At 58.6% G+C, this 14,161-nt stretch carries 13 protein-coding genes; 8 read left to right on the top strand and 5 right to left on the bottom strand.

The genetic code is table 11. The features are described 5' to 3' along the window. Nucleotides 1-183: 183 nt before the first annotated feature. Complete coding sequence (locus UP06_RS14105) at nt 184-759, top strand: hypothetical protein (RefSeq protein ID WP_045003184.1); 576 nt, start codon at nt 184-186, stop codon at nt 757-759. A 151-nt stretch (nt 760-910) separates the two neighbouring features. Here UP06_RS14105 and UP06_RS14110 read toward each other — a convergent pair whose 3' ends face one another. The 5 genes from UP06_RS14110 to UP06_RS14135 all read right to left on the bottom strand — a co-directional run bounded on the left by UP06_RS14110 (nt 911) and on the right by UP06_RS14135 (nt 5,725). Further along, nucleotides 911-1,663, bottom strand: coding sequence for a GntR family transcriptional regulator (locus UP06_RS14110; RefSeq protein ID WP_045003185.1), 753 nt, complete (start codon nt 1,661-1,663; stop codon nt 911-913). A gap of 214 nt (nt 1,664-1,877) precedes the next feature. Beyond that, nucleotides 1,878-3,260 (bottom strand): MFS transporter, encoded by a 1,383-nt coding sequence (locus UP06_RS42055; protein ID WP_156162964.1) that lies wholly within the window; start codon nt 3,258-3,260, stop codon nt 1,878-1,880. A 271-nt stretch (nt 3,261-3,531) separates the two neighbouring features. Continuing rightward, the gene (locus tag UP06_RS14125; protein WP_045003186.1) at nt 3,532-4,008 is read right to left on the bottom strand and encodes a hypothetical protein; all 477 of its coding nucleotides are present in this window, start codon (nt 4,006-4,008) and stop codon (nt 3,532-3,534) included. A 3-nt stretch (nt 4,009-4,011) separates the two neighbouring features. After that, nucleotides 4,012-5,244, bottom strand: a complete 1,233-nt coding sequence (locus UP06_RS14130) for an HlyD family secretion protein (RefSeq protein ID WP_045003188.1) — start codon at nt 5,242-5,244, stop codon at nt 4,012-4,014. After that, nucleotides 5,237-5,725 carry a hypothetical protein gene (locus UP06_RS14135; RefSeq protein ID WP_045003190.1) on the bottom strand — a complete coding sequence of 163 codons (489 nt, stop codon included), beginning with the start codon at nt 5,723-5,725 and terminating at the stop codon, nt 5,237-5,239. The genes UP06_RS14130 and UP06_RS14135 overlap by 8 nt, the downstream gene beginning before the upstream one ends. Nucleotides 5,726-6,303: 578 nt before the next feature. Here UP06_RS14135 and UP06_RS14140 point away from each other — a divergent pair. The 7 genes from UP06_RS14140 to tnpC all read left to right on the top strand — a co-directional run bounded on the left by UP06_RS14140 (nt 6,304) and on the right by tnpC (nt 14,121). Next, on the top strand, nt 6,304-8,202 hold the full coding sequence (locus UP06_RS14140) for an adenylate/guanylate cyclase domain-containing protein (RefSeq protein ID WP_045003193.1): 1,899 nt from the start codon (nt 6,304-6,306) through the stop codon (nt 8,200-8,202). Continuing rightward, nucleotides 8,199-9,488, top strand: a complete 1,290-nt coding sequence (locus tag UP06_RS14145) for an ABC transporter substrate-binding protein (protein WP_245305475.1) — start codon at nt 8,199-8,201, stop codon at nt 9,486-9,488. The genes UP06_RS14140 and UP06_RS14145 overlap by 4 nt, the downstream gene beginning before the upstream one ends. Before the next feature lie 388 nt (nt 9,489-9,876). Beyond that, complete coding sequence (locus UP06_RS40770) at nt 9,877-10,116, top strand: hypothetical protein (RefSeq protein WP_156162965.1); 240 nt, start codon at nt 9,877-9,879, stop codon at nt 10,114-10,116. A gap of 149 nt (nt 10,117-10,265) precedes the next feature. Then, nucleotides 10,266-10,904, top strand: a complete 639-nt coding sequence (locus UP06_RS14150; protein WP_045003195.1) for a UvrD-helicase domain-containing protein — start codon at nt 10,266-10,268, stop codon at nt 10,902-10,904. Between the two features lie 778 nt (nt 10,905-11,682). Continuing rightward, nucleotides 11,683-12,078, top strand: a complete 396-nt coding sequence (tnpA, locus tag UP06_RS14155) for an IS66-like element accessory protein TnpA (protein ID WP_044999804.1) — start codon at nt 11,683-11,685, stop codon at nt 12,076-12,078. Next, on the top strand, nt 12,075-12,422 hold the full coding sequence (gene tnpB, locus UP06_RS14160) for an IS66 family insertion sequence element accessory protein TnpB (protein ID WP_044999806.1): 348 nt from the start codon (nt 12,075-12,077) through the stop codon (nt 12,420-12,422). Before tnpA ends, tnpB begins: the two co-directional genes overlap by 4 nt. A 70-nt stretch (nt 12,423-12,492) precedes the next feature. Then, nucleotides 12,493-14,121: an IS66 family transposase gene (gene tnpC / locus UP06_RS14165; protein ID WP_044999807.1), complete on the top strand. Its 1,629-nt coding sequence runs from the start codon at nt 12,493-12,495 to the stop codon at nt 14,119-14,121. The last annotated feature ends 40 nt before the right edge of the window (nt 14,122-14,161 follow it).

The raw sequence follows: 14,161 nt of genomic DNA on the forward strand, positions 1-14,161 counted from the left end.
GTTGCGGGCATTTGTTGCCACTCTGCGTTTTGTAAATTATAAGGAATTTCCGAAAGTAACAGACTTGCAGAGCGAAACTTCTCCAGCACCGCTATGCCTGCGCCGCATTGAACTCTTTGAGGTTTCTGCTTTGTGTGGCAACCAAGATTCAGCTCAATTCGTTGGAGTTTGGGGCAACGCTGGATGTTCGATGAGCAGAAGATCAAGTACCTACTGAATCATCGGATGCAGTCGGTCGCCATGCTTCGATGGGCCTTTGATTTGAGATCGAGCTGGCGTGAAGCGCCATCAATCGCCGTCTACGTCGACAGCAAATTGACAGTCGAAGGCAGTCTAGATGCGATCACCAATCCAATGATTGAGGTTGGATTGGTGCATTGCCGCGCACTGCTGGAGTTCTTAGGGCTGTGCGACAGCAAGGGGTCGCTCGGCCAGATCAAGGATCGGCGCAAGACTGACGTTGGAGTCGAGCACTTTCAGAATGCCGCCGGCCCTTTGAAAAAAGTCGAGCCAGAAGTTGCACTGAGCCGGTATGACGGGGATCGGGCTGAAGCCGAAAAGGCACTAGTGGCCGTATTGCACGTCACAAACAAGGGGCTCGCGCACAACACGATGGATCTCATTGAAAGCCCCGAAGGGGCCAAGCTCATTGAGATCGCAAGTCGTGGCGTTCCAGCGCTGATGGTCAGCTACTTCTACACGCCACTTGGCCTGCAAAAGCCGGATTCCTGGATCACGACACGACCGAGAGAGCCGTAGTTAAAACAGGTGGCTCCTTCGGTGCATCGACAGTCCTGACCGTGACCGCCGTCGACCTTGAGTTCCTTGCTTACGTCACGGCGCGGATGATGGTGGGGGGTATTTGAGGTAGACGTCGTGACCGAAGGGGTGCCATCCGGCAGGCGCACCATCATTGCTTCAACATCGTGATCGGATGATCGAGTGCGATATCGAGCGCGCTGCTCACACCTCTCGTGAGGACATCCTGAATGCGCTGCCGGCCGAGATCGGCGTGTGAACGTCCCAAGGCATCCGCCTTGTCGGCGTCCCGGTCCCTGATGGCAGCGACCATGGCGATATGTTCTGTCAGGATCGTATTCATGTGCTTCTGATAGGCGGCTTTCGATGCAAAATGCTCCACATTGTAGGCCAGATAGGAAATCCGCAGCCCGAGCGTGAGCAAATGAAGATAGTTGCGTTCGATGAGCTTGTTGCCGCAGGCGGTGGCAATGAGCGCGTGAAACCGCCAATTGCTCTCGTTCATATCATCCGCTCGACCCGCCGCTTCCAGACGTTCGAAAGCAATCCGCTCCGCATCCATCTCGGCAAGCTGCGCATCGGTTCGACGTAGCGCCGCCCATCTGTTGACGACTCGCTGCGCGATATCGAGCGCCTCGAGCATCTCCCGGACGTCGTCCCAATTGAGACTTGCGACGCTTGCGCCGCGGTTCGGCAGCAGCACCACCAGTGCTTCCGAGGCAAGCCTGACGAGCGCTTCGTGCACGGGTGTTCGCGAGAGCCCCAACCTTGCGGCCAAGGCAGCCTCATCAAGCGGAGTGCCGGGTCGCAAGGTGAGCGAAACGATCTCACGCCGGAGCGACGTGTAGGCGAACTCGACGCCCTTCCCTTTACCCGGCGGCGGAGGTGGTCTGCTGGCCATCATGAAATATCTTGCCTTGCTTTATTCATCGTGCATAAACTGTGCATGCACGACCATCCTATCACGGGTGCCGCGCAATGCGAGGGCGACTGCCGGGGCGTTTTCGCGCAAGCAAAGGATCTCGTCCATGAGCATCACTGCCCAAGGGCTCGTTGCCCGAATCGACCGGCTACCTCCCTCACGCTTCCACATTCAAGTCCTTATCATTGCTGGGCTTTCACTGTTCTTCGATACGCTGGACACGGCCGTCACCGGCTTTGCCTTCGCAGCTTTTCGGACCGAGTGGAACCTCGGCCCGCTCGCTCTCGGCGTAACATCGGCGATCGGACTCAGCGGCTATCTGGTCGGATCCGTTCTTGTTGGTTTCGTCGCCGACCGGTTCGGGCGCAAGGCCGTCATGACTTGGAGCCTTGGCCTCTATTCGCTGTTCTCGGCGTCCCGTGCCGAATGCCAGCAGCAGGAGGATGCCGCCAACGCGTCCCCAGGCCGAGGCCATTCCCATCGCCGTCGTTCGAATCTCGGTCGGATAGAGTTCAGGCGTGTAGGTGTAGATGCAGGTCGAACCATTGCCGAGGAAGAAAGCGGTGAACCATGCACAGGCCATAATCTCGATGGGCGTGTTCGCGAGGCCAAACAGCGTGCTGGAGATCCCGATCCCGGCGAAGCAGATCATCAGCCAATATTTTCGACCGACGAGATCGAGGAAGTAGCCCGCACCAATGTAGCCGGGGATGAAGCCCGAAAAGATCACGACAGTGAACTCGGTCGATCGCACGATGGAAAAGCCGTCCATGGCGAGCAACGTCGGAAGCACGGATTGGAAGGTGTAGAGAACTCCGTACTCGGTGAACCACACGAGCCAAAGCATGATGGTGACCGGCAGGATGGCGGGGGCGATAATCTCGCGCCTGCTGACCGGGCGGGCGATGGGCGCCGCGATCGGAACGATAGGTGGAAGACTCCCACCATTTGACCGGGCCACCCTTGCTTCGATTGACGCGACAATCTGTTCAGCTTCCTCGGTGCGGCCCTGACTCATGAGCCACCGCGGGCTCTCCGGAAGGAAGGTACGCATCAGGCCAATCAGGAGTGCAAACGGGAAGGTGAGCGCAAGCGTCCAGCGCCAGCCGACTGTCGGGATGAACAGGAGCGCCCAAACGGGAGACAGGGCGATGCCGACCGCGAAGAAAGCCATCATCCAGCCGTTGAAGCGGCCGCGAAGCCGCGAGGGCCACAGCTCCGCCAGATAGGGTGGCACCACGCAGCTCTCCATCCCGACGAAGATCCATGTGAAGAAGTTCAGCAGACAGAAGACCTCGATGCCGCCGGCGAGGGCATCCACCACCGCCGGCACAAACTGCACTTCTTCTATTTCGGAATGACCGCCTGCTGCCTCTCGCAACTGACGTCGCCAGCCAAACAACTGCTGCGGTGACAATCCATGCCGTCGGGCTACCGAACAGACCGAGTCGCCGCTCGCCACAATCTCCGCGACGATCCGCGCCTTGTCCTCGTCGCTCCACTTCCGCCGACGGCCGGCGCCGGTGAAGACCTCAAGCCGCCGTACCGGCTCCGTGATAGCAGTATGCACTGTGTCCATTCTAAGCCTAACGGTCCAAATCGAACCGCAGACTCGCAGATCACCCCATCATCCGGTAGGTGGCCGCTGAACAGCGCTTACTTCTGATCCGAGCACATGCTCGTCACAGAAATCCGCCATTCCGCTCAACGAAACTCTGCAAATTCATCGCCCGTTAACGCCCTGCGGGTGGTGACGATGTCCGCTTTAGGTCCAAAGGCAGGCGTTGGTCGCTTGTCGAGCCTCGTCAGCTAAGGGCCACGAGCGGACATGGTCGAATCGTGATTATGGGCTACCGGTTATGTCGGTCAAAGGCTTGTCCTAGCCGCTCTATTTCCAAGCTTGTACAAAAAAGAGCGAACAAGCACGCCACGAATAAGACTGCACGTTTGAGTAAAAGGACTATATCGGTTTCGGGTTTTAATTCCGGGAGATGCCTGAAGACAACAACAGAGAAAAGAGCACTCCCAAAGATGAAGCTGAGCCGCCCAAGAAACAGGAACACATGATTTAAGAAGATATTTGCAGTTCTAATTGGAATCTCTACGTAGCGCATCCGAATCCAGAAACCGGTCTGCATGATCAGAAATACGCCGACCATCAAAAGATCAGACAAGGAGTCTTTCGGAAGCTGCTCCCCGGGGAGAAGCAATATTGATCTGAAGTCAGGCAACTCTTCCCAGACGAAAGCTATGACCCCGACGAATTGCAGCAAGATCAGGCACAGATAGATTGTTCGTTTAGGCGATGCGGCCGATTTGGTTGCCACGCCTCAATGTCCGCTCAGCACCAACGTCTGGACCGGCATGACGAGCGCCTGGATGCGCAGCAGCATGGCGTGCACGATGCCGGTAGCGTCGACGGCGTGCAACGCAATGCGCTTGAGGGTGCCGGTCTCTTTGGCCTCAATAAGGTCGTGATTGCTAGTGTAGGCATTAGCGACACAACTGCTGCCAGGCGTCACGCCTTCCAGCCCGCCCTTGTAGAGCGGCTCCATGAAAACGAGAATCGTGCCCGGACGTGCGACCTGCTGCGCCTCGATCAGTTGTTCGCCACCCCTGAATTGGCCCGCCGCGATGTAGTCCTGCACGTTGGTTACCACCATCGGAATGATCGTCCACGGCTTGGAGATGCAGGTCGCTTCGGCCACCATTCCGACCTTCATGACCTGAGCCTCGATCTGTCCAAATCCTGCCATTAGAGCCCGCCGTCCGGCGCCTTCCGGAATCAGGACGCCGGCCGTTCGCATATTCGGAGTGACGATATCACCCGGCCTCAATCCGAACTGCTCGACCCGTCCGTCGACGCCTGCGCGAATAAACGTTTTATCCAGGTCGACCTGCGCCTCGGCCAAAGCCGCCTCAGCGCTTGCCTTCTCCGCCGGTAACAGAGCGTCCAGCCGCGTTGCCGCGGATTGTTTGGAAGCGGTCGCGGCGTCGAGAGCGCCCTGGCGCCCCGCAACGGCCACACCGAGCTTTTCGATGTCGCGCTGGGGAACGATACCGGGATTGCGCTTCTGCAATTCGGTTTTAGTATCGAGTTCGTCCTGCGCCTGCTGCAGCGAACCCCTTGCCTCCTGAAGCTGGCCTTCCGCTTTCATGACATCAGCTTGCGCAGCCAGCATGGCGGCCTCAACTTCAGCGATCTTGCGTTTGGCCGTCAGGAGTGCGGCGTCCTGCTTGGCGCTGTCGAGCCTGAAGATCACGTCACCTTGCTTGACGTCCGCACTGACGTCGACGTGAACCTCGGCAACTCGGCCGTTGACCTCGGTCATGATGGGGACGGTCCGATAGAACAACGTCGCCGACGAGGTCGACGGATGAAAATAGAAGATCATTGTGATCAGCGATACCGTCAGCATCAGGCAGGCGACGATGCCAAACCGGAGTTCGAACCAGACTGAATAGAGCGTGATTTCACGCCCTATGCGCTTTCCCTGCCGATAGCGGCGATACAGATAGTCCGGAAGGATGGTGAAGGTGGCGCAGAGGAGGAGTTCAAGCATTACCCGGCGTCCCCCGCTTCAGATCGCGTTCGATCCTGTTCTTGATCTCGTCCACGGCAGCGCTTGTCTTCGCCACGTCTGGCACTGTAGCCGCGTGAGGCGCAGTAATATCCGGCGCTTCGGTAGCGTCCGGCTCCGGCGCAACACCGGCCATTCTTTCGACTGCCCCGGCGATCTTCCGCAGAGGCGTGCTGAAGTCCGGCAAGTCGATCATGGCGAGGAACAAGCCGATCACCCAGAACAGGTGATTGTGCGTGAACAGCGCGAGAAGTCCGAGCACCGCCACGATTTCAAACTGAAACTTCTGTGACTTGTGGGCCATCCGCTCCGGCATTGTGTGCAAGTGCAAATAGAAATTACCGACCAAAAGAACGGCGCCGAGCAAAATAACGCCGACAACCAACATGAGGGCATCGGTGTCGCCTGGAGCGGTGATGAAGCCTGGCAGGTGATGGGGGGCTGCCGAATGCAGGTCGCTCACGTACTAGTCCTCCGAAGCGGGCAGACTGAAAGCAGAGCTAGGCGCCTGTATTCTGGCATAATGCCTGAACTTGGCAAGCAGTGGCTTGTGGAGAACCATGACCGCGGTAGGGCGAGGACGATCTACCGGTCCGCGGTCGGATCATCCCAAACAGGGACATCAATGGAGGCGTCCGCGCAACGTCTTGATGATCTCTCTCAAATCGTTGGCATACTCCTCGACGACTTGCAGAATCTCCGCAGAGCGGGGCGACTTGGTCTGGACTGTACCTTTATCGGGTGATTTCATTCGCCCACGGTGGAGGGGTAAGTGTCTGCGACACTTGATCTAAATCAAAGTAAGTGTCGCGAGTTGAGGGACCGTAGAAAGGTGGTCCACCATTACTAGCAGACAACCTCGACGAAGGTCTGCCCGGGCCACAAAGAGCTAATTGCCTGTGCGGTGCAGAGTCTGATTACATGCTGTTCGCAGCGGTCTCGCTCTCTGCGTTACCAGGGTGGCGTGTTCGCACCTTCGACTGCCCTCCGTCGGCAGCAGTAACATCGGACCAATCGGCCGAATGAGGACCGATAGACGCGATGCTCACATTCCGAACCTCCATCACATTTGCAGTAATGGCGTTTGTCGTGGCGTTGACCTCGCTGCTGATCGCCATTCAAGTGCGCTCCTTACGCCTTGCAACGCGGGAAGCCGCATCCGCCTACATGGATGCAACCAGCACCAAGGTGCTTGGGCGGCTTCAAGGCGAACTTTCCGCGATTTCGTCGCTGGTCCGCGTACTGGCGACCAGTTCGAGCATCGCAGACTCGAATGAGAGAAGCGAGACCGGTCGTGCGATCCCTTTGTTCAAAGCCGCACTGCAGCAATTGCCGCAGATGGATAGCATTTATGCTGGCTTTGAGAATGGCGCCTGGCTTCAGGTGCGGCGCATCAACGACCTTACCGAGGAGCAGCGCGAGCGGCTGCGAGCACCTGCGAATGCGGAGATCGCGATCAGTCTCATACGCCCTACGGCTGAGGGCGCTTTGCCGCTACGGCGAATTTTTCAGGACAAGCAAGGCAATGAGATCGGAGAGATCGATCTATGGAAATACGGCTACGACGCCCGCAAACGTTCCTGGTACTGGGCGACGACGCAGGCCGACGGTCCATACGTTTCGGAGCCATACCTCTCGTTCAGCATCGACGCGCCGGTCATCACCGTTAGCGCGCCGCTGCGTGGCAAAGTGCCGGGCGTCCTTGCCGCTGACCTGAAACTCGATACGTTCAGTGAGTTTGTCCAGGCCCAGAGGCCCGGCGAGCACGGTAGGGTCATGATCTTCGATCAAGCAGGATCAATCATTGCCCATCCAGAATTTTCAGACCTGATTACGGTCGCAATGACGCACCCGGGTCGATCATCATTACCCAGCATCGATGAGATCAATACGGGAATCATGGCCTCGGTGATCCGCGGTTCGTACAACAAGGACAGCTACGAAGGAAACATCGAGGACAGAGCCGGGAAAGGTTTCCTTTTCAGGGTGACGAAGTTTGCGCTCGGCGATCGTTACAATGGCAGCATCTTGCTGCTGGCGGCCCAAGACGATTTCGTTCAGAACGTTCGCCGGCTCCAGTTCAATGGACTCATCCTCGCGATCCTGGTTGGCACAATGTTCCTTCCGATCGCCTGGATGTTCGGTAGCCAGATGTCGCGGTCCATTCAGCGCGTTACGACGCAGGCGCGCGAATTGCAGACCCTGTCTGAACCCGAACTAGTGCCGGTAACGTCCTACATCAAAGAGATCCATGCGCTAGGTAACACAATGAACCTCGCGCAGCGGGCAATTTGGTCGTTCGCACACTTCGTCCCCAAGGAGATTGTTCGCGGGTTAATTGACAATTCCATCTCGACCAGGCTGGGCGGGATCAAGCAAGACATAACGGTGGTGTTCACCGATGTGCAGGGTTTCACCACCATCTCAGAGGCTGCGGACCCCGACATGCTAATGCGCCAGACATCGCGGTATTTTTCGGCATTGACGGCAGCGTTCCTCGCTGAAGGGGGCACGGTCGACAAATTCATCGGCGACGCCGTGATGGTTTTCTGGAACGCGCCGAACCCGCAGGCAGATCACGTCGCCCGCGCTTGCCGGGGAGTGCTGGCGGCCAAGGCCGCCGGTGAGCGTCTCAACGTCGAGTTCGCGGCCGATGGACTGAAGCCGTTCATCACAAGATTCGGCATCCATGTCGGCGAAGCGGTGGTCGGCAATGTCGGATCAACCGAGCGCATGAACTACACGGCACTCGGTAATACCGTCAATCTTGCAGCCCGCCTCGAAGGTCTGAACAAGGATACCCGGACAACGATTCTGGTCAGCGAGGATGTGTACCGGCGGACCGAGAATCTCTTCAAGTTTAAGGCTCTTGATGCCGTCGTTGCCAAGGGCATGACGCGCGAAACTCGTATTTTCGAACTCGTCGGGGTATCGACGTGAGTAAGTCGCCGATCTCTCGCGGCATTCTGTCGACTCTGCTGACGCTCTGGCTAAGCCTCGCCGCTTCAATCGTTCACGCCGAAGACACGATCAAGGTCGGTATCCTGCACTCACTGTCTGGCAATTTGGCGATTAGCGAGTCCGTTCTCAAAGACACGCTCCAGATGCTGATTGCGGACCAGAACAAGAAGGGAGGACTGCTTGGAAAGCAACTCGAGCCGATCGTTGCTGACCCGGCGTCCGATTGGGACACCTTTGCCGAAAAGGCCGGTGTATTGCTGACCCAGGACAAGGTCGCGGTGGTATTTGGCGGCTGGACATCCCTGTCCCGAAAAGCGGCAATTCCCATCTTCGAGCAAATGAACGGCTTGCTCTACTATCCCGTTCAATCCGAAGGCGAAGAAAGTTCTCGCAATGTTTTCTACTTGGGCGCCGCGCCAAGCCAGCAGGCGATACCGGCGATCCGATACCTGATGAGCAAGGAGGGGGGCAACGTTCGACGATGGGTCCTGCTCGGAACCGATTATCTCTATCCGCGCAAAACCAACCAGATTATGAGCGCCTATCTTGCGACCGAGGGTGTGAGTTCAGAGGATATTACGGCGATCTACGCATCGCCCGACCAATCCGACTGGCGCGAGATTATTGAAAGCGTGAAAGCCTTTGCTTCGGGAGGAAAGAAGACGGCGGTGATCTCAACCGTTGTCGGTGAATCAAATGTTCAATTGTACGCCGAACTGGTCAAGCAACAGATCGATGCGAGCAGAATGCCATTTATGACCCTCACCGTTAGCGAACGAGAGTTGCGCCGCCTCGATCCCAGCAGTCTTGCCGGGCACCTGGCAGCGCGGAATTACTTTCAGTCCGTCAAGTCGCCGGAAAACGACGTGTTCATCAAAATGTGGGCGGATTTCAACGAACAACGGGACACAACCACCAACGACCAGATGGAGGCAACCTACATCGGCTTCAGGATGTGGGCCCAGGCGGTTAGCCAAGCCGGCACGGTTGACGTCAACGCGGTCCGGCAAGCCATGTACGGTCAACGGATAAGAGCGCCCAGCGGTTTTGAGGTAGTAATGAACACCAATCATCACCTCTCCAAGCCGGCGATGGTTGGTAAGCTTCAGGCGACGGGCGCCTTCGAGGTGGTTTGGCAGTCAGTTAGCCCGATCAAGGCGTCCGTGTGGAGCCGGTATCTTCCCGAGAGCGCCGGACGCACAGCCGATTGGACGTTTCCCTGGGTCTGCGGTGGCTGTACTGAGCCTACATTCAAGGACTGGTGACTATTTTCCACCGCTTGTGGCGTCAATCCCCGTCACAGACAATGGCAGCATACCAGCCAGTAAAACATTCTTCATCACAAGTGAGATGTTGTCTGCCTTGGGTCAAAAGCGTCGCCACAAGCCTTTGGCCAAAACTTCCGGTCAACCCCGATGACCAGACGTACTCGTCACCGGCCTCATGGTCTCAAACGGGCCATTTCCGGACTTGGGCGCGCTCTGTTGCGAGGTCCACTTACCGATGAGCCGACATCGCGAGTGTCACGTTGTGGCAGGATATCGGGTGCCGGGCTTGCGATCGAAGGTTCGTGCCTCTCGCAAGAGGAACCCGAATTGCGCTTGTTCTGTTGGATATAGGGCGCGGCCCCCCAACCATCGCCGAGCCAGCCCAATGCCCAAGATTCCCATTTCAATCCAGGACTTGCAGCGTCGAGCGTTGTCAGAAGTGAGAAAGCAGCCGGGCTGTCATAACGTCCAGCAAATAGCGATTAATCGCGTTGCAAAGCACGCTGAACATAACTGGTCGCTCTGTGTGCTCGCAGCAGGTGCGGCAGATGCCAATACCGCCGCGCGCGCGGCGGTTCACGTCCAAACTGTTTTGCGCCGGGACTATGATCTGCTGACGGATTGATCTGCAGTCAATCAGACGAAGGCGGAGATCAAAATGGGCCACAGCTCATATTCTCGATATTCGCGATTGATATCAACGGCAGGCCGGCCACCCCTTGCGTTGCAAGCTACATTGCAAAACGACGGGGAACGTCTTTGCGAACACGACCGGTGCTTGTCGACGAATATCAAGACTGTGATCTCGTGCAGCATGATTTGGTTTGCCGGCTCAATAGCGCCGTCCCGGTACGCGTGTTTGGCGATGATATGCAGGCAATTTTTGACTTCGACGGAAGTTTAGTATCCTGGAGCGACGTCGAACGGGCCTTCCCGCCTCTAGCCCCACTAACGGTTCCCCAACGGTGGGAGCGCTTAGGATGCCGCAAGCTTGGGGATTGGCTTGCAGAGATCCGTGAAGCTCTGCGCAAAAATCAGCAAATTGATTTCAGCTCAGGTCCGAAGGAGCACGTGTCGTCGATATGCTACTCCAGAAATATTATTGACGACGAAAAGGCGGCGCTAGCAGCGATTCGAGCGAGTCGCGACCATCGCCTTTTTGTTATCGAGAATTCTCCTACGGGCGATGTGAGGAAGGAGTTCGCTCGGCGGCATCATGGCGTCATCGTCGCAGAAAGAGCTGATCTACCCGATCTTCAACGCTTTGCTGGCCGCAGCAAGGATGCGCGAGGCGAGCAGGCGCTTAAGATAGCGCTAGAGCACGCAGAAAGTATGATGACGGCCGTTGACGCGCAAACCCGAGGGCGCGAGGCGAATACAGATTGCCGACCCGATCGTTTGTGGTTTGGATAAAGGCCCGTGACACTCAAAAAAAGCCGAACCGGCCCTTTCCATGGGTGACACGGCCGCCAAATGAGCGCTAATGATCGCTAGTGAAGTGGGAACAAAGGGTGATTCCAGATACCGAGGGGACCGCCAAGAATCGAATCCCGGTTGCCCGCGCATTGCCGAAATCTAACGAAATTCGGCATCTTTGCAAAAGCCGGGCGTCGGCCGCCAGACGTCATGTGGCTGAAGGGGGATCCGGATACGTTATCGGGCAGCCTCACCGCCCCGCCCTCGGCAGCTATCGGTGACTAGGAGCCCTGTGCTCCCGCCAGAACGCGGAGCCGTTTATGCCCAAGCTCACCACATCGTTGACAGAACGCCTTACCCAAATCGCCACGGTCGCTCGGAGCCGCGCAGAGGCAACGCCTCCGGGCCCAAACGGGAAGCTTTGTTAAAGGCAGCGCAGCTGAGTGAGAACGCCCTGCACATTCAGCAATGGCTGAGCTCCCCCGGCCTCCGCACCCCAACCTGAACCCCGCTCGATCAGCAGGCCGCCTCAGTTGGCGGCCTCTTTACTTTGCCCTTAGGATTGAGCGCAGGGACGTAGCGTCGGTTCAGCGCCGCATGATGCCGATCCGCGCGATCACGTGGTCAGCGCCCGTGCCACTCTAAAATAGTTTTGAACTATTCGCCGCTCGATCCGTCTGACTCTGCGGAGGTCACATCAATGATGCCAGACCAACGTCTCCCTCCGGCGAGGGCCGCCTTGTTGGATTAGTCCAATTGGTGCGTAACAGTCCTTATGGACAGCCATAAGCGCAGTACTCAGCTTGAACGGCTTGAGGTGGTCGAGACTGGTCGCCGGCGACGCTGGTCGGATGACGAAAAGCTGCGGATCGTGACCGAAAGCTTTCAAGCGCCGCGCGCGATATCGTCGACAGCAAGACGCCATGGCATATCACGTTCGTTGCTGATGACATGGCGGCGCTCGTTCGGTCCCGAGCCGATCAGCCCTCAAAGCGAGCAATCCGGCTTTGCGCGGGTCGTCCTTGCCGCTGAGGTCGAGCCGGCGGTTGCTGCCACAGCGACGAGCGGGCAGATGGTGATCGTCGTTGGCCGGGATCGTCGGGTGATTGTCGATGCGGGCGTCGATGCGGCCGCCCTGGCGCGGGTGCTGCAGGTTCTGGAGCGTCGATGATCCCAGTCTCTTCGAGCGCACGCATCTGGATTGCGACCGGCTACACTGACATGCGCAAGGGCATGCAGGGTTTGTCATTATTGGTGCAGGAAAGCCTTGGTCGCGATCCGTTCGCCGGAGATGTCTTCGTGTTCCGCGGACGCGGCGGTTCGCTGATCAAGGCCTTGTGGCACGATGGAATTGGATTGTCGCTCTACGCGAAGCGGTTGGACCGTGGCCGTTTTGTCTGGCCGGCGACGGTGGGCGGTGTGGTGGGGCTGAGCGCGGCGCAGATGAGTTATCTGCTGGAGGCGATCGACTGGCGCAATCCGCAGCACACGTGGCGGCCACAGAGCGCAGGATAGGCTCAAAAAAGTTCTGAGGTGCGGAAGAAAAGACGCCTCAAATCGCCTCTTTTGTGATTCCATCGGGGCCATGGGTGACGGCCTTGAATCGCTGCCAGACGACATCGAAACGCTGCAAGCGGCATTGATCGTTGCTCGGGCGGAGGCTGCGGCCGCCCGTGCCCGGCAGTCCGACGACCAGGCGTTGATCGCCCATCTGAAGCTGCAGATCGAGAAACTCAACCGCGACCGCCATGGTCCGCGCTCGGAGCGTACCGCGCGGCTATTGGATCAGCTTGAACTGACGCTGGAGGAGCTGGAGAGTTCGGCGACGGAGGACGAACTCGCCGCCGAAATGGCCGCGGCCAAAACCACGAAGGTGGCGTCGTTCACGCGCAAGCGGCCGTCACGCCAGCCGTTCCCGGAGCATCTACCTCGCGAGCGGGTGATCGTGCCGGGACCTGTGGCGTGCGCCTGCTGTGGCGGCGCGCGGCTGTCCAAGCTCGGCGAGGACATCACCGAGACGCTGGAGGTGATCCCGAAATCCTGGAAAGTGATCCAGCACGTCCGCGAGAAGTTTACTTGCCGTGATTGCGAGAAGATCAGCCAGGCTCCGGCGCCGTTCCATGTGCTTGCCCGCGGCTGGGCGGGGCCAAGCCTGCTGGCGATGGTGCTGTTCGAGAAGTTTGGTCAACATCAGCCGCTGAACCGGCAAGCGGAGCGCTATGCCAAGGAGGGCGTGCCGATCAGTCTGTCGACCCTGGCCGACCAGGTCGGCGGCTGCACCGCGGCGCTGGCACCTTTGTTCAAGCGCCTCGAGGCCTACGTACTGAGCGCCGAGCGATTGCACGGGGACGACACCACGGTTCCGGTCCTGGCCAAAGGCAAGACCGACACCGGCCGGATCTGGGTCTATGTGCGCGACGACAAGCCTTTTGGAGGGCAGGCCCCGCCGGGCGCGGTGTTCTATTACTCGCGCGATCGGGCCGGCGAGCATCCCCAGGCTCACTTGGCCAACTACAGCGGAATCTTCCAGGCCGATGCCTATGGCGGCTATGGCAGGCTTTACGAACCGGGCCGCAACGCAGGTCCGATCCTGGAAGCCGCGTGCTGGGTCCATGCCCGGCGGCCGTTCTTCGTGATGGCTGATCTGGCCGAGAATGCGCGTCGCAAGGCTCAGGGCAAGAGGCCGGCAGTGATCTCGCCGCTGGCGCTGGAAACAGTCCGCCGGATCGACGCCCTGTTCGAGATCGAGCGGACCATCAACGGTCAGAGCGCCGAAAGGCGCCAGGCAGTTCGCCGGGAACTCAGCGCGCCGCTCGTGGCCGATCTGGAAGCCTGGATGCGCACACAACGCGCCAAGCTCTCGCGCAGCAACGATGTCGCCAAGGCCATGGACTACATGCTCAAGCGCTGGAGCGCATTTACCCGCTTCCTCGATGACGGCCGCATCTGCCTGTCCAACAATGCGGCGGAGCGTGGCGTGCGCGGCATCGCTTTAGGTCGGAAGTCGTGGTTGTTCTGCGGCTCGGATCGCGGCGGCGAGCGGGCGGCGGTGATGTACAGCCTGATCGTCACCGCCAAGATGAACGACGTCGATCCGCAAGCCTGGCTCGCCGACGTTCTGGCGCGCATCGCCGAGCATCCCGTCCAAAGGCTCGACGAACTGCTGCCATGGAATTGGCGCTCTGCCATCCGGAACGTTGATCAAGCCGCCTGAGCCGAAAATGACCCGCGCGCGGTCTTCGCCGGATGCTTAC

Source organism: Bradyrhizobium sp. LTSP857, assembly GCF_000938285.1.
Taxonomy (GTDB): Bacteria; Pseudomonadota; Alphaproteobacteria; order Rhizobiales; family Xanthobacteraceae; genus Bradyrhizobium.

Coding starts and splice junctions, on each gene's coding strand:
- UP06_RS14105 (WP_045003184.1), top strand. CDS start 184: ATGTTCGATGAGCAGAAGATCAAGTACCTACTGAATCATCGGATGCAG.
- UP06_RS14110 (WP_045003185.1), bottom strand. CDS start 1,663: ATGATGGCCAGCAGACCACCTCCGCCGCCGGGTAAAGGGAAGGGCGTC.
- UP06_RS42055 (WP_156162964.1), bottom strand. CDS start 3,260: ATGGACACAGTGCATACTGCTATCACGGAGCCGGTACGGCGGCTTGAG.
- UP06_RS14130 (WP_045003188.1), bottom strand. CDS start 5,244: ATGCTTGAACTCCTCCTCTGCGCCACCTTCACCATCCTTCCGGACTAT.
- UP06_RS14140 (WP_045003193.1), top strand. CDS start 6,304: ATGCTCACATTCCGAACCTCCATCACATTTGCAGTAATGGCGTTTGTC.
- UP06_RS40770 (WP_156162965.1), top strand. CDS start 9,877: ATGCCCAAGATTCCCATTTCAATCCAGGACTTGCAGCGTCGAGCGTTG.
- tnpA (WP_044999804.1), top strand. CDS start 11,683: ATGGACAGCCATAAGCGCAGTACTCAGCTTGAACGGCTTGAGGTGGTC.
- tnpB (WP_044999806.1), top strand. CDS start 12,075: ATGATCCCAGTCTCTTCGAGCGCACGCATCTGGATTGCGACCGGCTAC.
- tnpC (WP_044999807.1), top strand. CDS start 12,493: ATGGGTGACGGCCTTGAATCGCTGCCAGACGACATCGAAACGCTGCAA.